21 protein-coding genes are annotated in these 19,262 nt (G+C 59.2%); 4 read left to right on the forward strand and 17 right to left on the reverse strand.

The window, feature by feature from the left end:
• Window positions 1-114: 114 nt before the first annotated feature.
• Window positions 115-1,212 carry an AAA family ATPase gene (locus AC13RE_RS03155; protein WP_488561928.1) on the reverse strand — a complete coding sequence of 366 codons (1,098 nt, stop codon included), beginning with the start codon at window positions 1,210-1,212 and terminating at the stop codon, window positions 115-117.
• A gap of 94 nt (window positions 1,213-1,306) precedes the next feature.
• The gene (locus tag AC13RE_RS03160; RefSeq protein WP_488561929.1) at window positions 1,307-1,531 is read right to left on the reverse strand and encodes a hypothetical protein; all 225 of its coding nucleotides are present in this window, start codon (window positions 1,529-1,531) and stop codon (window positions 1,307-1,309) included.
• 422 nt (window positions 1,532-1,953) lie between these two features.
• On the opposite strand from AC13RE_RS03160, the gene AC13RE_RS03165 reads away from it, so the two are divergent.
• Window positions 1,954-2,649, forward strand: coding sequence for a fumarylacetoacetate hydrolase family protein (locus AC13RE_RS03165; RefSeq protein ID WP_488561930.1), 696 nt, complete (start codon window positions 1,954-1,956; stop codon window positions 2,647-2,649).
• Between the two features lie 16 nt (window positions 2,650-2,665).
• Complete coding sequence (locus tag AC13RE_RS03170; protein ID WP_132716868.1) at window positions 2,666-3,196, forward strand: gamma carbonic anhydrase family protein; 531 nt, start codon at window positions 2,666-2,668, stop codon at window positions 3,194-3,196.
• 50 nt (window positions 3,197-3,246) lie between these two features.
• On the opposite strand, the gene AC13RE_RS03175 is transcribed toward AC13RE_RS03170, so the two are convergent.
• The 3 genes from AC13RE_RS03175 to AC13RE_RS03185 are packed head-to-tail and all read right to left on the reverse strand — an operon-like array spanning window position 3,247 to window position 5,346.
• A complete protein-coding gene (locus AC13RE_RS03175) occupies window positions 3,247-3,645 on the reverse strand; it encodes a Fur family transcriptional regulator (protein WP_112334637.1) in 399 nt (132 codons plus the stop codon).
• Entirely contained in the window at window positions 3,642-4,469 is an 828-nt protein-coding gene (gene znuB, locus AC13RE_RS03180; protein WP_488561931.1) for a zinc ABC transporter permease subunit ZnuB, read from the reverse strand. Before znuB ends, AC13RE_RS03175 begins: the two co-directional genes overlap by 4 nt.
• A complete protein-coding gene (locus tag AC13RE_RS03185) occupies window positions 4,462-5,346 on the reverse strand; it encodes an ATP-binding cassette domain-containing protein (RefSeq protein WP_488561932.1) in 885 nt (294 codons plus the stop codon). Before AC13RE_RS03185 ends, znuB begins: the two co-directional genes overlap by 8 nt.
• Window positions 5,347-5,446: 100 nt before the next feature.
• On the opposite strand from AC13RE_RS03185, the gene znuA reads away from it, so the two are divergent.
• Window positions 5,447-6,421, forward strand: a complete 975-nt coding sequence (gene znuA / locus AC13RE_RS03190) for a zinc ABC transporter substrate-binding protein ZnuA (RefSeq protein WP_488483202.1) — start codon at window positions 5,447-5,449, stop codon at window positions 6,419-6,421.
• Between the two features lie 82 nt (window positions 6,422-6,503).
• Window positions 6,504-7,709, forward strand: coding sequence for a GTP-binding protein (locus AC13RE_RS03195; RefSeq protein WP_488561933.1), 1,206 nt, complete (start codon window positions 6,504-6,506; stop codon window positions 7,707-7,709).
• 188 nt (window positions 7,710-7,897) lie between these two features.
• On the opposite strand, the gene AC13RE_RS03200 is transcribed toward AC13RE_RS03195, so the two are convergent.
• The 12 genes from AC13RE_RS03200 to cobA all read right to left on the reverse strand — a co-directional run bounded on the left by AC13RE_RS03200 (window position 7,898) and on the right by cobA (window position 19,221).
• Window positions 7,898-8,620 carry a PAS domain-containing protein gene (locus tag AC13RE_RS03200; protein WP_488561934.1) on the reverse strand — a complete coding sequence of 241 codons (723 nt, stop codon included), beginning with the start codon at window positions 8,618-8,620 and terminating at the stop codon, window positions 7,898-7,900.
• A 271-nt stretch (window positions 8,621-8,891) separates the two neighbouring features.
• Window positions 8,892-9,824, reverse strand: a complete 933-nt coding sequence (locus AC13RE_RS03205; protein WP_488561935.1) for a lipid A biosynthesis lauroyl acyltransferase — start codon at window positions 9,822-9,824, stop codon at window positions 8,892-8,894.
• A gap of 5 nt (window positions 9,825-9,829) precedes the next feature.
• Window positions 9,830-10,858, reverse strand: a complete 1,029-nt coding sequence (locus tag AC13RE_RS03210) for a zinc-binding dehydrogenase (RefSeq protein ID WP_488561936.1) — start codon at window positions 10,856-10,858, stop codon at window positions 9,830-9,832.
• A 54-nt stretch (window positions 10,859-10,912) separates the two neighbouring features.
• The gene (locus tag AC13RE_RS03215) at window positions 10,913-12,193 is read right to left on the reverse strand and encodes a beta-ketoacyl-ACP synthase (RefSeq protein WP_132716873.1); all 1,281 of its coding nucleotides are present in this window, start codon (window positions 12,191-12,193) and stop codon (window positions 10,913-10,915) included.
• Between the two features lie 10 nt (window positions 12,194-12,203).
• Window positions 12,204-13,409 (reverse strand): beta-ketoacyl-ACP synthase, encoded by a 1,206-nt coding sequence (locus AC13RE_RS03220; RefSeq protein ID WP_488561937.1) that lies wholly within the window; start codon window positions 13,407-13,409, stop codon window positions 12,204-12,206.
• A 43-nt stretch (window positions 13,410-13,452) separates the two neighbouring features.
• Window positions 13,453-13,926 (reverse strand): 3-hydroxyacyl-ACP dehydratase FabZ family protein, encoded by a 474-nt coding sequence (locus tag AC13RE_RS03225; protein ID WP_488561938.1) that lies wholly within the window; start codon window positions 13,924-13,926, stop codon window positions 13,453-13,455.
• Between the two features lie 122 nt (window positions 13,927-14,048).
• Complete coding sequence (locus AC13RE_RS03230; protein ID WP_041677496.1) at window positions 14,049-14,327, reverse strand: acyl carrier protein; 279 nt, start codon at window positions 14,325-14,327, stop codon at window positions 14,049-14,051.
• A gap of 222 nt (window positions 14,328-14,549) precedes the next feature.
• Window positions 14,550-14,978 (reverse strand): L,D-transpeptidase, encoded by a 429-nt coding sequence (locus AC13RE_RS03235; RefSeq protein ID WP_488561939.1) that lies wholly within the window; start codon window positions 14,976-14,978, stop codon window positions 14,550-14,552.
• A 118-nt stretch (window positions 14,979-15,096) separates the two neighbouring features.
• The gene (gene cbiB, locus AC13RE_RS03240; protein ID WP_132716877.1) at window positions 15,097-16,077 is read right to left on the reverse strand and encodes an adenosylcobinamide-phosphate synthase CbiB; all 981 of its coding nucleotides are present in this window, start codon (window positions 16,075-16,077) and stop codon (window positions 15,097-15,099) included.
• Entirely contained in the window at window positions 16,074-17,072 is a 999-nt protein-coding gene (cobD, locus tag AC13RE_RS03245) for a threonine-phosphate decarboxylase CobD (protein ID WP_488561940.1), read from the reverse strand. Before cobD ends, cbiB begins: the two co-directional genes overlap by 4 nt.
• Window positions 17,069-18,376, reverse strand: coding sequence for a cobyrinic acid a,c-diamide synthase CobB (locus AC13RE_RS03250; RefSeq protein ID WP_488561941.1), 1,308 nt, complete (start codon window positions 18,374-18,376; stop codon window positions 17,069-17,071). The genes cobD and AC13RE_RS03250 overlap by 4 nt, the downstream gene beginning before the upstream one ends.
• Window positions 18,373-19,221, reverse strand: coding sequence for a uroporphyrinogen-III C-methyltransferase (gene cobA, locus AC13RE_RS03255; protein WP_132716880.1), 849 nt, complete (start codon window positions 19,219-19,221; stop codon window positions 18,373-18,375). The genes AC13RE_RS03250 and cobA overlap by 4 nt, the downstream gene beginning before the upstream one ends.
• Window positions 19,222-19,262 lie beyond the last annotated feature (41 nt).

Raw genomic sequence — 19,262 nt, forward strand, 5'->3', positions numbered from 1 at the left:
GCGTGACACCGTGACAGTGCGAGACAACCTACCCCCTTATAGGGGTAGGTATTGTCACGCTGGTTTGTCACGTTGACGCCCGTGTTGTGACAAGATTTTCAAGCGTGAAAAAAGTCACGCTACGTCGCGTTCTGTCACGCTAAACAGTCCATCGACGACGGAGACACTGGCCCCTAAGGTCCTCCTGTCCCTCTCAAATCGCTTCCGTTTTCCAGACTCAGATATCCCGCCAGCGGCCTCATAAACCGCAGATCGCCACTGACCCTCTGTGATAGGCCTGTTGTCGTTCGCGGCAATCGCCTGACGCAGCGTTTCCATAGCCTTCGTGTGGCTTCTGGCGCGTGACATGTCACGCTCATCTGTGACACTTGTCACGGCAGCTTCTTCTACTAGGACAGGCGCCGTCGTTTCGGGATCTTCCGGACGATCTCGACCCAGACTGACTGTCTCCATTCGATAAGTACGCGTCGGTCGATCGGGGCTTTCGTTGTTCTTGGCTACCTTCGCAACCGAGACGTCACGTTTGCGAGTGACATGGATCGTCATATCAGCAGCGCCCTGCAGTTGGCCGGCGCCGCGCATGCGCGCCTCGCCGCTAAGGGGCGAGTGATGCACCACCACGACCGAGCACGGTCCCTCGGGGTTGCCATGGCGAACGGCATCCGTGAGGCTGTTTACTGCCCGATGCATCGCATCTGGGTTGCTGTCCGAGGCGCTCATGGCCGCAGCGAGTGTGTCGACGATCACGATTTCTGCGCCGTACTCATCAGGGAAGTGGTAGGATGCAACTCGTATCACCGCGCGTAGGAAATTCTCCTCGCAAAGGTCGATAGGGCCGTCGTAAATTTGCAAGTTGTTGAAGGGGTAGCCCCCGTGGTGCTTCACAAAGGCATCGATGCGGCGCTTGATCTGATCGCCACGCTCGGCTGCAATGTACAGAACGTTGTGTTGTGGTCCGTCTTTGCCACCTCCGAAATCCCATCCGGCAGCAAGACGGCAGGCAAGGTCAACCGAGAACACGGACTTGCCAGCCTCGCTTGGACCGAAGATGGCTGTCAGGTCACCACTGCCGATCCAGCCAGGCATTTTCCAATACTTGTGGCGCGGCGCGCTCTGCGCGGCATGCACGGTCAGATGAGTATTGATGGACCTGAATGTTTCATTTTCATAATCGAACTCGTCCCAATCGATCGACGCTAAATTCTTGATCACAGATCTCCTCTCGCCGGCGCTGGGCCGGGCTACAACAATTTGCGATTTGGTTATTTTTCTGCAGAATGCAGACGAAAGTCCGGAATTCAGGAGTTCAGACTACGGCCCGTGCCCTGGCATTGTCGTTGGCGAAATCGTACACAGCGGTGCGCCGCATCCCTGAGAGCCACTTCTCAAGATCGGATTTCAGATAAAGGACTGAACCGCCGACCTTCAGATAGACAGGTCCAGTACCGGTCAGCCGCGTCTTATTCAGCCAAGAAGCAGACTTGCGAATATACCGCGCCGCCTCAGACGTATTCATTTTTTCGCTTGACAAGTTTTCCCTCCGCGTTTACACGATTTGACAGTACACATATCATATCGCATGGCGCCTGCGACAACGAATAAGGATTGTTGTAAACTCACAAATTTGTCAACGAATGGTCTGGTGTTGGAAGCAATAGCTCCGATGTTCTCTGCGTATCCCTGATCTGAATCAGGTACGACGCCTAGTACGACACACCCTATCAAGAGCCTAGATTTCAGGCCGATCCGTCCAGTCGATCATGGGGGCAACCGCAAAGATCTTGCGGCCAGTTTTCAGCGCGTCGCTATACATGGGAAACCTTTCTGATCCGCGCTCTACACCAAATCCCTCAAAAAGGCCAGTTTTCGTGGCAGTCACAATGATGCTAGTTTGCCCGAACGGAGTCGGAGGGCAACAGGCCTCTGAAAAAGATGAAAGTTTCGAAAGCGCATATGAACGCCCCACTAACGACAGTCATTCCGCCGCCCGCCCCTGTCCTTCTGCCGATCGAAGGTGAGACCGAGTTTTTCCCTGTACGTCGTGTCTATTGCGTCGGCCGCAACTATGCCGACCACGCCATCGAGATGGGTCATGACCCTACCCGCGAACCGCCATTCTTTTTCCAGAAGAATCCCGACAATCTGCTGGTCTCCCGCGACTTTCCCTATCCCGCCCTTTCATCTGACGTGCATCACGAAGTGGAGCTTGTCGTAGCGTTGCGTAGCGGCGGCACAAACATCCCGGTCGAACAGGCACTGGATTCCGTCTACGGCTATGGCGTCGGCATTGATTTTACCCGTCGTGACCTGCAGGGCGAGGCCAAGAAGCTCGGCCGCCCCTGGGAAATAGGCAAGGCCTTCGATCATTCGGCACCCATCTCCGCGCTCATACCCGCCACCCACGTCGGCCATCCCGACAAGGGCGGCATCTGGCTGATGCGCAACGGCGAGGCCACCCAGAGAGGCGATCTCTCGCAGATGATCTGGAAGGTGCCTGAGATCATCGCCGAGCTTTCCAAGCTCTTCACGCTGGCCCCCGGCGATATCATCATGACCGGCACGCCCGCCGGCGTCGGCCCCGTTGCGCGGGGCGACCGGATCAGCTGCGCCGTCGATGGCGTTGCAAACCTGGTACTGAACGTCGTCTGACCGAGGAGGATCGACCATGCCGCTCTACGCCCTTGCCGGCTCGACGCCGAAAACACCCGAGCCGGACCGCTATTGGATCGCGCCGGATGCCAGCGTCATCGGCAAGGTCGAAATCGGCGAAGATGTCGGCATCTGGTTCGGCGCGGTGCTACGTGGCGACAACGAGCCAATCGTCGTTGGCAAGGACACGAATATCCAGGAAGGCACGATGGTCCATACCGATCCGGCCTACCCGACCACCATCGGCGAAGGCTGCACCATCGGCCATCATGCCATCATTCACGGCTGCACCATCGGCAACAACTCCTTGATCGGCATGGGCGCAACGATCCTGAACGGCGCGAAGATCGGCAACAATTGCCTCGTCGGCGCCAATGCGCTTGTCACGGAAGGCAAGGAATTTCCGGATGGCTCGCTGATCGTCGGCGCACCGGCAAGAGCGATCCGCACGCTGGATGAAGCCGCGATCGAAGGCCTGCGCCGCTCCGCCCGCAACTATGTCGCCAACTGGCAGCGCTTCGCTCGCGATCTGAAGAGATTAGATTAGAAATTTCTAATAGCTACTTGCCGAGTATGAAATAAACGGCGATTTGCAGATCAAGCCGCGCAATTGGCGCAATGACCGCGAATTTCGATGGTCGACTTTTCCGCCTTGAACTTCTGCGATTTCAGCCAATCCATCAGCCGATGATCCACCTCGTGATCGTGAAACTCGATCACTTGGCCGCAGCTTTCGCAGATGGCGAAGGCGACGAGGCCATGGCTATGGCAATCCTCATGCGGATGGGCGCAGGCGACGAAGGAATTGATGCTTTCGAGCCGATGCACCACGCCATATTCCAGAAGCTTGTCCAGCGCGCGATAGACCTGCAGCGGCGCGCGAAAGCCCTGATCGCGTAGCTTGTCGAGAATGGTATAGGCGCTGAGCGGCGCTTCCGCTTTGGTCAGGATATCGAAAACGAGAGACTGGTTCTTGGTGAGCATCGGAGTGGTCATGACGACTGTCCTCTCTGTTGCGCCGCTGGCGTGCCGCTCCTGCGAACAAGGGGCAGCAGACTGATGATAAATAGAACGAGCGCCGCCACCACGATCGACGGGCCTGACGGTGTGTCGTAGCGCAGCGACCCGAATAGCCCGCCGACAACGGCGATAGCGCCGAGCAGCGAAGCAAAGATCGCCATCGTTTCCGGCGTGGCGGCAAAGCGGCGTGCCGTGGCCGCGGGGATGATCAGAAGCGCGGTGATAAGCAGGATACCGACGATTTTCATGGCAATCGCGATCACCACGGCCATCAGCAGCATGAAGAACAGCCTTGCGCGCTCCGGCCGCAATCCTTCCGCCTCGGCAAGCTCGGGATTGATGGTCGAAGCCAAAAGCGGCCGCCAAAGCCAGGCGATTGCCGCCAGGACGAAAATGCCGCCGCCCCATATCACCGCAATGTCCGACTGGGTGACAGCCAGAATGTCGCCGAAGAGGAAAGCAATGAGATCGATCCGCACCCAGCTCATGAAGGCGACGATGACCAGACCAATCGCCAGCGTCGCATGCGAGAGAATGCCGAGCAGCGCATCCGCCGAAAGCGCCTGCCGCCGCTGCAGGAAGAGCAGCAGGATCGACACGAGAGCTGCAACCGCGAAGACGGAGAGTGTCAGATTGAGCTGGAAGAGCAGCGAGAGCGCCACGCCGAGCAGCGCCGAATGTGAGATCGTATCGCCGAAATAGGCCATACGTCGCCAGATGATGAAGCAGCCGAGCGGCCCGGTCGTCAGCGCCAGCCCGACGCCGGCCACGACGGCGCGCAGGAAGAAATCGTCAAACATGGCGTTCTCCCTTGCTGTGGTCATGATCGTGATCATGGCCATGATGGTGACCATGATCGTCATGTTCATGATGGTGGTGGCCGTCGTCGGCATGGCAATGATCTGTTATCGAGCCGTCAGCATGTTGTACGCGGCCATCAGGCAGATGCGTGTGGTCGTGATGATGACTGTAGATCGCCAGGGATTGCGCCGCCCGCGTGCCAAACAGCTTCACATATTCGGGGCTCTGGCTGACGGTCTGCGGCGTGCCGCGGCAGCAGACATGGCCGTTCAGGCAAACCACGGTATCCGTCGCCGCCATGACGACGTGCAGATCGTGTGAAATCAGCAGGATACCGCAACCCTGTGAATTGCGGATGGACTTGATGAGATCGTAAAGCGCGATCTCACCGTTGAAATCCACGCCCTGCACGGGCTCGTCCAGCACAAGCAGATCGGGCTTGCGGGCGATGGCGCGCGCCAACAGTGCCCGCTGGAATTCACCGCCGGAAAGATGCTGCACCTCGGCCTTGGCAAGATGCGCGATGCCGACGGCTTCCAGCGCCGCGATCAGCTCACGCTCCGGCAAAGGTCCCGTCAGCGTCATCAACCGCCGCACGCTGAGCGGCAAGGTCCAATCGATCGCGAGCTTCTGCGGGACATAGCCGACCTTCAGATTGGCAATGCGCTCCACGCGCCCTTCGTCCGGCTTCAAGACGCCGATTGCCGTCTTGGCGCTGGTCGACTTGCCGGAACCGTTCGGGCCGATCAGGGTAACGATCTCGCCCCGGCTGACGGAAAAATCGACCCCACGCACCAGCCAGCGGCCGCCGCGACGAACGCCGACATCATGGAGCGACACGAGCGGACGGCTCTTGCTGTCGATGGAAGAAAGCATGAAATTTCCAATTGCACTATTGCGCCATGCTATCGCACACGTTATAGCATAACGCAATTGATGTAATAACATAACAGACCCATTCAAGGGCATTTCTGGCATGAACGCAGCAAAAACTCTTCTTCCCATCGCCGCCTCCCTTCTCCTTTCCGGCCTGCTCGTCGGTACGGCCGCAACTGCAGCCGATGCGCCGAAAGTCGTCGTTTCCATCAAGCCGATCCACTCGCTGGTCGCAGCCGTCATGCAGGGCGTCGGCACGCCGGATCTGATCGTCGATGGCGCTGCATCGCCGCATACCTACGCGCTGAAGCCCTCGAATGCGCGCAGCCTTCAGGAGGCAAAATTGGTCTTCTGGGTTGGGTCGGGTATGGAAGCCTTTCTGCAAAAGCCACTTGCCGCACTCGGTACCAACGCCACCGTCGTCGAGCTCGACGATGCGCCCGGCATTACCAAACTCAAGTTCCGCGAAGGCGGCGCCTTCGAACCGCATGACGATGGCGACGAGCATGAGGCCAGCGACGATCACGCCCATGGACACGACCATGATCATGGCGAGTTCGACACTCACCTCTGGCTCGATCCGCATAATGCCAAGGCGATGGTCTCCGAGATCACAACTTCCCTGGTCGCGGCGGACCCCGTCAACGCCCTGACCTATCAAGCGAACCAGAAGGCTCTGAACGACAAACTCGACGCTCTCGATATGGAAATCGCCTCGACGCTCGCCCCGGTAAAGGACAAGCCCTTCATCGTCTTTCACGATGCCTACCAGTATTTCGAGCACCGTTATGGCGTGCGCGTCTCAGGCTCCATCACGGTCAGCCCGGAAACCATTCCGGGCGCGCAGCGCGTCGCCGAGATCCACAGCAAGGTCGCCGATCTCGGCGCGACCTGCGTCTTCGCCGAGCCACAATTCGAACCGAAGCTGGTCAACGTGGTGCTGGAAGGCACCCCCGCAAAATCGGGAACCCTCGATCCGGAAGCTGCAACGCTGCCGCAGGGGCCGGATCTCTATTTCGACCTGATGCGCGGCATCGCGAGTTCCCTCAAAGCCTGCCTTTCAGCGCAAGGCTGAACATCGCCGAAGGAAGCGGGCATGTTGCTCGCTTTTTTTATCACAATATATGTAATGATATTACATTACAAAGGAAGTTGTCATGAACAAGAAGCTCCCAGTCACCGTCCTCTCCGGTTTTCTCGGCGCCGGCAAGACGACCTTGCTCAACCATATCCTCAACAACCGCGAGGGCTTGCGCGTTGCCGTCATCGTCAACGACATGAGCGAGGTGAATATCGATGCGGCGCTGGTGCGCGACGGCGGCGCCAATCTCTCCCGCACGGAGGAACAGCTCGTGGAGATGACCAATGGCTGCATCTGTTGCACGCTGCGCGACGATCTTCTCAAGGAAGTCCGTCAGCTCGCCGAGCAGGGCCGCTTCGATTATCTGCTGATCGAATCCACAGGCGTTGCCGAACCCCTGCCCGTTGCTACCACCTTCGAGTTTCGCGACGAAGACGGCCGCAGTCTTTCCGACGTTGCCAGGCTCGATACGATGGTGACCGTCGTCGACGCTGCCAATCTTCTCTCCGACTATGGATCGACGGATTTCCTTGCCGATCGTGGCGAGACCGCCGGCGACGGCGACAACCGGACCATCGTCGACCTCCTGGTCGAGCAGATCGAATTTGCCGATGTCGTCATTCTCAACAAAGTCGGAACGGCAACGGCAGAGCAACGCGACGCCGCCCGCAAGATCATCGTCGGCCTCAATCCCGATGCAAGTCTGATCGAAGCCGATTTCGGTGTGGTGGAACCATCGGAGGTTCTCGGCACGGGACGCTTCGACATCGATCGAGCCGAAACCCATCCACTCTGGTATAAGGAGCTGCATGGCTTCAAGGATCATGTTCCGGAAACGGAGGAATATGGCATCCGTTCCTTCGTCTATCGCGCGAAGAAACCGTTCGATCCTCTTAAATTCCAGGCCTTTCTCAATCGGTCATGGCCGGGTGTCATTCGCGCCAAGGGCTTCTTCTGGCTTGCGACCAGGCCCTATTATGTCGGCGAGATGAGCCAGGCCGGCGCGCTCGTCCGCACGAGCAAGATGGGCCTCTGGTGGGCAGCCGTGCCGCAAGACCAGTGGCCGCATGATCCGAGCTTCAAGCGTGCGCTGGCGCCCTATTTCGATCCGATATGGGGAGATCGCCGCCAAGAGCTGGTGTTCATCGGCGCCGATCCGATGAACGAAAAGCATCTCACGGCCGAACTGAACGCCTGCCTGATTGAAGCGGATGGCTTCACGCCCGAACGCTGGCGGAATCCGCCTGATCCCTTTGCCAGTTGGAACATGACCGCAGCATGAAGAAGACGAGACCAATCAGATTCCAATGCCATTGTTTCGAATGCGGCACCGATGACGAGCAGACCGATGATAGATCGAGCTCCGGTACGAACGAAACGGATCAGGCCAGCATAAAACCAGGCGAAGAGGACCGTCGCCTGATCACGGACGTAATTGGAAAATTGCTGTTTGGTGCCTGAACGGCAAGTTCAGGCCACCAACATACCCGCGGGAACGGCGATGATCTCATGCATGACCAGCAATGCGCCGATCACTTCATCTTTGGCACGCAACGGGGTGACGGTGCAGCGAAACACCTTGCCGGGTTCGATCTGCCGATAGGAGGGATAAAGACACTCCACCTTTTCCCCGGCAAAGCAGGCATCGAGCTTCGCCTTCAGACTGATTTCGAAATCTTCCGAGCCGATGAATTCCGAGATGTGACGCCCCACAAGCTCCATCGGCTTCGATTTCAGAAATTCCGAATTGGCGGCGTTGCTGTAAAGATAGCGATAATCTCGTGTGACGACCGCGACACGATTGGGCAAGCTGTCCAGAATGACGTCATTCAGGACGCTGCCTTCCTCAAAGCCGAGCGTATCGTCCCGGTCGATTTTCTCGCTCGAAAAGACCCGGAAAACTTCGCCCGCTGCTTCGCTCGCACCGCCGAAATAACGATCGATCAGTGCCGAAAGCGACGCAGAATTGCGCAGGACCCGCGAGCGATCATCCGCTTCTTCGCGGATGAGATTGTTCATGAACTGGAGCTGCATGTAAATTTCAAGCAGACTCACGGCCTTATAGGCCAGGATAGCTGCGATAAGGGGCTCCAATTCACGATCGAGCGATGCCACAAGCTCGTCGTCGCCAAGTTTTATCGCACGCTGAATCTGACTACATTTCATGGAGAAGGCATGAAAGAGTGCCAGCAAAATTGCCCTCCTGTCCCTGACCACAACAGGACGCAGGGGCCTCGATTCCCGGCGCTGCCATGCCCAAGGATATTCAGCTTGATGTCCGCATTCTCACCAAACTTTCTATTATTGTGAATTAACATGACTTATCCCCACTTTCAATCGGGATGAGCAGAAGTTCTCGCCTAAGGAGAACTTTATGAAAAACAAGGCTTATAAGTACAATGACTGGACGAAGACCGAAGCGGCCATGCGGGCGGAACTGCCGCTAGCCCATGCAAAAATGAGCCTAGAAAACGCTCTTCTTGATATTCCAGCGATCATGATACCAGAGCCATTGCTCGGGATTTTCCCTCACCCAGCTTTCGACCTTGTCGTTCAGCAGCTGTGCCGTTGCAGTCAGATCGAGGCCGCCGGCCTCGTTGCGAGGCATCTCTAGCTTCGGTTCGATCTCCAGCCGGTAGCGATTGCCGGGCAAACGGATGCAACGGGCCGGATAGACTTCGCAATTGAACTGACGCACGAGCTTCGGCAGCAGCGGGTTGGTCTTTACGTCGCGACCGAAGAACAACGTCTTCAAACCCTTACGGAATTTCTGATCGACCAGCACGCCGACGCCACGACCGGCCTCAAGCTCTCTGGCAAGCGCGAACGACGAGCCAGCGTGTGATGGCACGAGATTACCCATACGCTTGGCACGAAAGTCGAAAACCTTCTGAGCGACATAGGGATTGTTCGGCGGGCGAAAGAGCACAGTCACCTTCAGACCAAAGGCGGCGCCGGCGACCGGCAACAGCTCGAAATTGCCGGTATGCCCGGTAAAGACGATGAACGGGCGTGGATTTTCCCGGAGATCGAGAAAGATCGGAATGCCGGAAACTTCGATGCGGCCAGGCTTGTCGCTAAAGGGATCGAAGTCGAAAAGCCGGTCGAGAAAGACATATTCCGCTGCCAGGCGCCCCATATTGCCCCAGCTCGCACGTGCGATCTCTTCAATCTCCGCCTCGGCCTTTTCCGGAAAGGCATTGCGCAGATTGGTCAGCATCAACTGATGCCGGCGCATACGCGGACCGATCTTGCGGGTCAGGCGATCGGCAAAGTTGATACCCGCATCCGCCGGAAACAGTTTCAGGAAATTCAGGAAGCCGAAGATGACCTGCGCCACCAGCCACTGCTGGAAATTTCTGAGCGCAAGGACAATCCGGGTGATGAAAAGCTTCACGCGGCTCAGTCCATCTTCAGGATGATCTTGCCGAAGATCTGGCGCGATTCCATCCGCTCCAGCGCTCGGTCGATGTCATTGAAGCTGACTTCGGTATCGATCACTGGGTGAACGAGGCCCCGCGCCATCTTCTGCATCGCGTTGGCCATGTTCTCCATGCGGCAGCCGAAAGATCCGAGAAGCTTCAGCTGCTGCTGGAACAGCATCATCAGGTTCATTTCGGTCGAAACGCCCGATGTCGAACCGCAGGTGACGAGACGACCGCCGCGCTTCATGCAGAGCATGGAGCCGGCCCAGGTATCCTTGCCGACATGCTCGAAAACCACGTCGACGCCCTTCTTCTTCGTCAGCTTGCGCACGACGCCCTCGAAGCGGTCGGTACGGTAGTTGATGACGTGATCGGCGCCCAAGGCCTTGGCTTTCTCGATTTTGTCGTCGGAGCCGACCGTGGTGATGACCGTGCAGCCGATCTTCTTGGCAAGTTGGATGGCGGCCGTTCCGATACCCGAGCCGCCGGCATGAACGAGGATCGTTTCGCCCGGTTCGAGCTTGGCATTGTCAAACAGCATGTGCTCAACGGTGCCGAAAGTCACCGGAGCAAGCGCTGCACCGACCGCATCGACGCCGGGAGGTGCCGGAACCAGCAGGCGAGCCGGCAAATTGACCTTCTCCTGCGCGAAGCCATCGAGATGGAAGCCGTGCACGCCGCCGACATGTTCGCACAGATTGTCGCGTCCCTCGCGGCAATCGCGGCAGAGACCGCAGGTGCGCGCGCCGTAGATCGACACCAGCTGACCCGGCAGAACATTGGCAACGCCCGGCCCGATCGCTTCGACGACACCGGCAGCTTCCGCGCCGATGACCAGCGGCATCTTGCGCTTGGCAAAAGCCATACCGCGCCAGCCCCAGACGTCGATATGATTGAGAGCGACGGCCTTGACGCGCAAGGTCACCTCACCCGCAGCCGGCGCCTCCGGCTCCGGCAGATCGGTGATCTCAAGTTTGCGGTCGTCGATCAGTTGCAAAGCACGCATGGCAAAGTCCCTCGCCTCTCGGGCGCAGTTGTATCTTGTTTTTCAGATGTCCGCTTAAGCCGGTTCAAGCGCCATGACAAGGCTGGCGTTCTGACCGCCGAACCCGAAAGAGTTCGAAAGGACGGCATTCACCTGCTTTTCACGCTTCTTGTTCGGCACCACGTCGAGAATAATGGACGGGTCCGGATTATTGTAGTTGATGGTCGGCGGCAACGTGCCGGTCAGCATCGTCTGCAGCGAGAATACCGCCTCGACCGCGCCGGCCGCCGTCAGCGTGTGGCCGATCATCGACTTGTTCGACGAGACCGGAATGGTCGGAAGCCGCTCACCGAAAACGGCCGACATCGCGCCATATTCCATCTTGTCGTTTTCCGGCGTCGAGGTGCCGTGAGCGTTGATATAGCCGATATCGCTCTCATCCATGCCAGCATCGGCAAGTGCTGCGCGGATCGTCGCGATCGCCGGACCGCCGTCAGGCGAAGAGCGTGTGCGATGGAAGGAGTCCGCCTTGTCGCCGGCGCCCTTCATGATGCCGAGGATCTTGGCGCCGCGGGCAACTGCCGCTTCCAGCGATTCCAGCACCAGCGTCGCCGCTCCTTCGGCAATGACGAAGCCGTCGCGATCCTTGCTGAATGGCTTGGATGCCTTCGTCGGCGGATCGTTCTGCGTCGACAGCGCCGAGAGCAGCGAGAAGCGGATCAACGCCTCCGCGCTCAGGGATCCGTCGGTCGCAACCGTCAGTGCCCGCGCGGTGCGGCCCTGACGGATCGACTCAATGCCCAGCTGGATTGCTGTCACGCCTGACGCACACGCCGTCGACAGGGTTACCGGCAGGCCGCGGGTGCCAAAACGGTCGGCAAGGCGCTCGGAAATGGCGCCGAAAAGAGCGGCTTCGTGGAAGGCGGGATCGGGGCGCTGGCGCATGGCAGCAAGGAAGCGCTCATATGCATCGCCCTCGTGATCTGCCGGAGGTGAGCGGTCAGCCAGCTCGAAGCGGGCGCTCCATTCGGGTTCGATCGGCGGCGCAGCCAGGAAGAGTGGCGCGTCGAAATCGCCGGAAATTCCCGCCTGTGCCAAAGCTTCGATGGTTGTTTCACGGGCAAAAGCATAGGAGCGCTCGACAGCGTTTGGAACGGGGATATCGATGAAATCCACCGTCCCGGCGATCCGCGTCGAAAGTCCGTCCGTCGGGAAGCGCGTGATGCCGTGAATGCCCGACGTGCCCGAAGAAAGAGCATTCCAGTTATCCTGTAGCCCCTGCCCCAGCGACGTGATGATCCCCATGCCGGTGACGGCGACGATCGGACGTCCGAGATGATCCTTGTAAGCGGTCATGTCCTGTTCCTCACGCTTCGGCTGACAGTACGGCGATACCTTCGCCGCGCGCATGGCCGACGGTTGTTACCACGGCATTGCGTGCGCCCGTCGCCATCGGCTTTTCATTCGCGGCATCGAAGGGCGGTACCTTGGCTTTATTGGCGACGGCCAGTGCCGCAAAGGCGAGGCCGAGCGGAAACTGGCCTTCCAGCCCATGCCCGGAAACGCCGGAATAGGCACGGATGGCGGCCTCCGGAAGCTGTGCTTCGATCACGGCTTTTTCGCGCTTGGCGAGATCGGGAATTGCTGTCGTACCGGAGAAGACGACCGTCGCATCGCCGAACACTTGCTTTGCGGGTGCGAGCATGCGCTCCAGCCGCGCTTCGAGCTTGCCTTCGTCACGCCGGCCGCGATCGCCCTCAACCGCATCGATCGTCGCATAGATATGCGCGCCGCGAGCTTCGGCGTGCGCACGCGATTCAAGAACGAGGAAGGCGCTCAGCGAGCCCATGATCATGCCGCCGCCATCTTCCGGCTTGCGCGACCAGACAGGATGCCAGTTACCGATAGCATGCGCATTGATGGATTCGATCAGCAGGATCATGTCGAGGCGCTCGGCGGAAAATGCGCCGCCAACGAGAGCATGGCTCGATTCGCCGGACTTGATGCGGTGGAACGCGGTCTCGACGGCCGAAATACCGGAGGCCTCTTCACCCATGAAGGTTCGCGACGAACCCGTGACCTTGTGCACGATCGAGATATTGCCGGCGAGCAGGTTCGAAAGCTGCGCGAGGAACAGCGTCGGACGCAATTCGGTCGTCAGCTTCTCATTCAGCAACAATTCGCGGTCGTTGCGCTTCAAGCCTTCGTTGACGATCAGCGTATCGACATTGGTATCGCGCTCGCCACCCCCGGCCGCGACGATCATGTCCATGGTGCCGCAGGCTTCCAGATCGTCCTTGAAACCGGCATCGTCGAGCGCCAGACCGGCGGTGAAGACGCCGATGCGCTGCCAGTTTTCCATCTGCCGTTGATCGCCACGCTTTGGAATCTGCTGCGACCAATCGATCTCAGGCAGGGGATGCACGGGATAGGGCTTGAACTTCTCGGTTTCGACGATGGTCGCCGGCGCTTTGTCCGCCTTCAGCAGGGCGACATGCGCGTCCTTACCAACGCCCTGGCAGGTAACGATGCCGATACCCGTTATGACCACATCATTCTGAGCCTTGCTCATTCATCAATCCTCTTCGAATGCGGCGCCGAACAAGCCGGCAGCATCAACCGTTGGCGGCGATGGCGTCGAGAAGTCCGACCTCGCCTGCCCGCTTGCGCACGATATCGCCGAGCGGCACCTCATTAAACGGCATGGTCCGCAGCTTCAACTGCGCATCGCAAACCTTCTTTCCGGCAATGGTGATGCGCGCTTTTGTGACAACGAAGCCCGAGCCCTCGTGCTCCAGATCGGCTTCGATATCGAGTTCGGCTTCCGGCTCCACGAAGGTCCGCATCTTGGCGCCATCGACCGACATCAGGAATGGCATATAGGCAAATTTTGTCGCCGCAAGCACGAGCATGCCTGAAGCCTGCGCCATCGTTTCGATAAGGAGAACGCCGGGAACCAGTGGCATGCCCGGGAAATGGCCTTCGAAAACAGGGCTTTTGGCCGGAACGACGGAATGAGCCTTCAACCGGCCCTTGGACAGATCGACAGATTCGACCCTGTCGATCATCTGGAAATATTCCAGCAGCATCAATGCCTCCGATCCAACTCGGCAACAAGGAACGTGCCGGGCGGGATACGCTATTTAAGAATAAAACCGCCCGGCCGCCATATCGTGAGCGGCAGGGCGTCAAAAAAATACAAGGATGTCGCTCAGCCCTTGGCGGCGCGCAGCTCATCGATCTTGGCGCAGAGATTCTTCAGCACGAAGTACTCTTCGGTCGAGACCTTGCCTTCGTTGACTTCCTGCGTCCACTTTTCGAGCGGGATCTTGATGCCGAATTCCTTGTCGATCGCGAAAACGATATCCAGGAAGTCCAGGCTGTCGATGCCGAGGTCGTCGATCGTGTGGCTATCCGGGGTGATGGTGTCACGGTCGATTTCGCTGGTTTCAGCGATAATGTCGGCAACTTTGTCAAATGTAGCAGTCACTGCCCATACCTCTTGAAATAATAATTCAATCCCCCTCATAGGGAAATCCGTTCCAAAAGCCAATGGTTTCCACCAGAAACCCCGGCAATTTGGCAAGCCACTGTTGCGCAAACAGCAAAATGACCGTCGCGTCATACCTGTGAAATCGCGCGCGACGTGGACGCGGGATATGGCAGCATTGCGGCCGAACCGCAACGACGAAGCATGTCTATTCGCCAGAGATCATTCGCTGATCACGATGCGCGTATTGTGAAGCCCCGCGTCAGCCGCCATGGCAAAGAAGGTGGCGGCATTGCGGGTATCGAGCCGAACGCAGCCATGCGACGCCGGCCGGCCGAGGTGCCGCACCTCATAGGTGCCGTGAATGGCATAGCCGCCGTTGAAAAATACGGCGTACGGCATCGGCGCATCGTCATATTTCTTCGAGCGATGATCCCTGGACAGCCATTTGGCCGTGTAGGAGCCGATCGGCGTCACATAACCTTTGCGGGCCGTCGATACTCGCCAGCGATACTTCAGAGCTCCATCCTCGGAAACGGTCATAGTTTGCGATCGAAGATCGACCACTGCAACAACAGTTCCGGCGCGAGCCGAAACGCTGCTGAATTGCATAAATAGACATGCCGTTACTGCCAAAGCGATATGCTTCATCTTGCCCCTCCGACCGTTTGCTTCCTTTCGAAGCAATTCAGACGATGGAAGAGTCTATCGCTATGCCAATTATACCAAATTAATACATATAGTGAGCGATTGCTTAATTTAGGGACGCTCACAAGAGCAGCAGGAAGCCAAGGAAAGCGAGAAGCGTCAGCATCGAGCACGCGGAATAAAAGATGGAAATACCCGCTTCGACGTCACTCACGGTCGCCGTATCCCGGCCGGCACCGTTGATCATTGGCTCGCGCACGAGCTCGCCGCCATAGATTCGCGGGCCGGCAAGCTGGATGTCGAGGGCACCGGCCATTGCCGCCTCTGGCCTGCCTGAGTTGGGTGAGCGATGCAGCCCGCCGTCGCGCACGGCGATGCGGATCGCATTTCCAAGCGCGGAGATTCCCCGCTTAGCCAAGGCTCCGGCGGCAATCAGCAGAATGGAGAGCCGTGCAGCCGGCCAGTTGGCGATATCGTCCAGGCGCGCAGCGGCGCGGCCGAAATCGACATAGGTCTCAGACTTGTGGCCGATCATCGAATCCGCGGTGTTGAGCATCTTGTAGAAAAACAGGCCCGGCAGGCCGAAAACGCCGTACCACAGGGCCGGCGCGACGACGCCGTCGGAAAAATTCTCGGCGAGGCTTTCGATGGCCGCACGGCAGATACCCGGCTCATCCAGCGTCTCGGGATCGCGGCCGACGATGCGCGACACAGCAAGACGGCCGCCTTCCAGACCATCGGAGCGCAATGCCCGAGACACCTCGCCGACGTGATCGGCAAGGCTCTTCTGCGCCATGAAAACCGCCACCAATCCCGCCTCTATCAATATGCCGAGCCAGCCGAAAAAGGCGAGAAATCCATGAATAGCCCAGCCAGCGATGGCAGCGCCCATCAGCAGCGCGACGATCGACATCAGCCCATTACGGCGGCGAAGAACGCCCGGCAGATGCTTTGCATTGAACCGTTGATCGAAAGCTGAAATCGCCTTGCCGAACAGTACGACGGGATGCGGAAAGCGCTGCCAAAGCCAGTCGGGATCGCCGACGAAGCGGTCAAGCAGCAAGGCAAGGACCAGAATGAGCAAATGTTCGTCGGCGGTCATGTCGAATAATCCTCTAATACCCCGGCGAGTCTCTTATCTGCCGCCTCATCAGGAGCTAGTCCGAAGCGCAGCCAATTGCGGGCGTAATCGAACTTGCGGACGAGAATGTGATGACGGCAGAGATGCGTATATATGCCTTCGGCGCGGTCGTCTGCAACCAGTGCAAAAAGAGCAGTGCCTCCCGCTACATGCAGCTTGGAACGTCGTAGAACCGCTTCCAGCGCCGAATGCCTTTGAAGAATGCGGTTACGGATGGCGCCTGTATCGCTTTCCATCAGGGAGGCAGCGATCGAAAGGGCCGGCCCGGAAACCGCCCATGGCCCGAGCCAATCCTCGAATCTTGTCATGATCGAAGCCTCGGCAATCACGAAGCCAAGACGCAGACCGGCCAAGCCGAAAAACTTTCCGAAGGAGCGGAAGATAATGAGATTCGGCATAGAGGCGGCCAAAGGCGCCATGCTTGCCGCCGGTTCGACATCGCCGAACGCCTCGTCGACCAGAAGGAGGCCGCCCTGCTCGCGCTGCCTGTCATGCAGTTCCCGCAACTGCTCGATGGGCAGCACCCGCCCATCAGGATTATTGGGATTGACGGCAACGACCAGCCTGTCATCGGCCGTGAGTTCGGCAATCGTCGAAACCTGGCGAACCTGCAGGCCGGCGAGCGTAAAAGCGCGCGCATATTCGCCATAGGTCGGCGAGAAGATTGCAACCCTGCCGCCCGTTACGAGCTTTGGAAGCAATTGAATGACGGACTGCGTGCCTGGAACCGGCAGCGGCAGAATATCGCCGCTGCGGTAATAGCTCCTCGCCGCTTCCCGCGCCCGCTCCTGCAAATGCTGGTCAGGCAACCTGTGCCAAGCCGCAACGGGGATTTCCGGCAGTGTCACCGGATTGGGATTGATGCCGGTCGACAGATCCAGCCATTCCTCCGGGCGCCCGCCATATTGACGCGCCGCCGCGGTAATGCCGCCGCCGTGGACGATCCTGGTGGTCATGCGGCTTCACCGGCTAGATCGATCAGATGCATGTAGGAGCCGGCGACATTGCCGTGTTGCAGACCGGCTGTGCCGAGATCGGTATCGAGCGCATCCCTGACGGCAAACAGACGGTCCGCCTCGCCTTCCGATACGATGGTCGAATAATGAAACTCATGCGCCGTCATCGGCTTTTCGAAGAAGGAGCCGGCAAGAGGCACCACGCGTCGATAGCCGAGATGCCGCTGTCGTTTCTCGTAACTGGTAACGACGGGCAAGAGGCCCAGCATTTCGTGGCGCACGCCCGCCGCATCCACAAGACCCTCGCCGAGCACCATGTACCCGCCGCATTCGCCATATATGCGCACCCCACGCGAGGCCGCCGCCTTCACGCCATCCCGGAAATGCTGAGCGGCGGCGAGCTTTCCAGCGTGCAATTCCGGATAGCCGCCCGGCAGATAGATCGCATCCGCATCGGCCGAAGGAGCTTCATCCGCGAGCGGTGAAAAGAAGGATATTTCCGCACCGCGCCGCCTCCAGCCGAGCAGCATATGCTCATAGCAGAAGGCGAATGCGATATCTCTTGCCACCGCAATGCGCTGGCCGAACGGCATGAGCCGCGTGATATTGGCTGCGGAGGTGCGAACGAGATGCTGCTGTGCCGCCCGCAAGAGCAGATCGAAATCGCAGGCCTTCGAGACGATCTCTGCCGCAGCCTCGATAAATTGCTCGAGCGCCCCATGCTCTCCAGCCTGCACCAGACCGAGATGCCGTTCCGGCAATGCCAGGCTGGCATCGCTGCGGATAACCGCAACGACGGGCATACGCACCGCATTCAGCGCCTGACGCAACATCTTCTCATGCCTGTCACTGGCAACGCGATTGAGCACGACACCCGCAACGCGGATATCGGCGCGAAAATTGGCAAAGCCGCTGACGACAGCCGCAACCGACTGCGACATTCGGGAGCAATCGATGACAAGCACGACGGATAGGCCGAGCAAGGCGGCCAGAGCGGCCGGCGTGCCCGTGCCATCGGCGGCGCCGTCGAACAGGCCCATCATCCCCTCGATGACAAGCATCCGTCCGCCGGCGCGATGAAGCGCGGCATTCGCTGAAATCAGTTCGGCGCGCATCGCCCAGGGATCGAAATTGAGGCAGGGCGATCCGACCGCCGCCGTATGAAATGCGGGATCAATGTAATCGGGTCCGGCCTTGCCGGGCGCGACCGCAACACCCCTGTTTCTCAATGCCCGCAGCAAACCAAGTGTGAAGGTGGTCTTGCCGGAGCCTGATGAGGGTGCCGCGATCAGAAGTCCGCTCATGCCGGCACCTTGCGTCCGCTCTCGCCCTGCCTTTCGGCCGGCGATACCAGCGCGCGACCGGAAAGCGCGCCCAGCCAGTCGAGCGACGGCCGCAGTTTCACCACCTCGCCAACGACGACGATGGCCGGCGGCTCGAGACCGGAGGCTTCGACATCGGCAGGCGCACGCCCAAGCGTCGTCTCCAGAACTTGCTGGGAGGGCGTCGCCGCATTGCAGACGAAGGCAACAGGTTCGTCCGCCGAACGGCCGGCGGCAATGAGATTGGCGCTGATCTGCGCGATGTGCTTCATCGCCATATACATGACGATGACGGGCGATCCCTTGCCGATCGCCTCCCAATCGATGGCGTCCGGTACGACACCGGACGAATCATGGCCGGTCAGGAAGGTGACGGCGTGATTGACGTCGCGATGGGTAACCGGAATGCCGGCATAGGCCAAGCCGCCGATCCCGGCGGTAATGCCGGGCACGATGCGGAAGGGAATGCCGTGCTGAACGAGCATCAGAGCCTCCTCACCACCACGCCCGAAGACGAAAGGGTCACCGCCCTTGAGGCGCAGAACGCGCTTGCCGGTCCGCGCCAGTTCCACCAGCCGCAGGGAAATGTCCCGCTGCTTGGCCGATGGCTTGCCGCCGCGCTTGCCGGCATATTCCAGCATGGCGCCCGGGCGGGCGAGCTTCAGGCAATCTTCATTGACAAGAGCATCATGCACGATGACATCTGCCTCGGCCAACCCCTTGGCGGCCAGCAGGGTCAAAAGCCCCGGATCGCCCGGCCCGGCGCCAACGAGCCAGACCGACCCCGGCTCCAGGGCCGGCAGAGTGGAAAAAGCGGTATCGTTCATCCCATGTGTCCTATGCCCGGACGGGCGAAATTGCAATGTTG

This window comes from Martinezella sp. CNPSo 3959, assembly GCF_057784355.1.

Excerpts from the sequence above, each read along its gene's own strand:
- AC13RE_RS03165 (WP_488561930.1), top strand. The coding sequence starts at position 1,954 with ATGAACGCCCCACTAACGACAGTCATTCCGCCGCCCGCCCCTGTCCTT.
- AC13RE_RS03170 (WP_132716868.1), top strand. The coding sequence starts at position 2,666 with ATGCCGCTCTACGCCCTTGCCGGCTCGACGCCGAAAACACCCGAGCCG.
- AC13RE_RS03175 (WP_112334637.1), bottom strand. The coding sequence starts at position 3,645 with ATGACCACTCCGATGCTCACCAAGAACCAGTCTCTCGTTTTCGATATC.
- znuB (WP_488561931.1), bottom strand. The coding sequence starts at position 4,469 with ATGTTTGACGATTTCTTCCTGCGCGCCGTCGTGGCCGGCGTCGGGCTG.
- AC13RE_RS03185 (WP_488561932.1), bottom strand. The coding sequence starts at position 5,346 with ATGCTTTCTTCCATCGACAGCAAGAGCCGTCCGCTCGTGTCGCTCCAT.
- znuA (WP_488483202.1), top strand. The coding sequence starts at position 5,447 with ATGAACGCAGCAAAAACTCTTCTTCCCATCGCCGCCTCCCTTCTCCTT.
- AC13RE_RS03195 (WP_488561933.1), top strand. The coding sequence starts at position 6,504 with ATGAACAAGAAGCTCCCAGTCACCGTCCTCTCCGGTTTTCTCGGCGCC.
- AC13RE_RS03210 (WP_488561936.1), bottom strand. The coding sequence starts at position 10,858 with ATGCGTGCTTTGCAACTGATCGACGACCGCAAACTTGAGATCACCGAT.
- AC13RE_RS03215 (WP_132716873.1), bottom strand. The coding sequence starts at position 12,193 with ATGACCGCTTACAAGGATCATCTCGGACGTCCGATCGTCGCCGTCACC.
- AC13RE_RS03220 (WP_488561937.1), bottom strand. The coding sequence starts at position 13,409 with ATGAGCAAGGCTCAGAATGATGTGGTCATAACGGGTATCGGCATCGTT.
- AC13RE_RS03225 (WP_488561938.1), bottom strand. The coding sequence starts at position 13,926 with ATGCTGCTGGAATATTTCCAGATGATCGACAGGGTCGAATCTGTCGAT.
- AC13RE_RS03235 (WP_488561939.1), bottom strand. The coding sequence starts at position 14,978 with ATGAAGCATATCGCTTTGGCAGTAACGGCATGTCTATTTATGCAATTC.
- cbiB (WP_132716877.1), bottom strand. The coding sequence starts at position 16,077 with ATGACCGCCGACGAACATTTGCTCATTCTGGTCCTTGCCTTGCTGCTT.
- cobD (WP_488561940.1), bottom strand. The coding sequence starts at position 17,072 with ATGACCACCAGGATCGTCCACGGCGGCGGCATTACCGCGGCGGCGCGT.
- AC13RE_RS03250 (WP_488561941.1), bottom strand. The coding sequence starts at position 18,376 with ATGAGCGGACTTCTGATCGCGGCACCCTCATCAGGCTCCGGCAAGACC.
- cobA (WP_132716880.1), bottom strand. The coding sequence starts at position 19,221 with ATGAACGATACCGCTTTTTCCACTCTGCCGGCCCTGGAGCCGGGGTCG.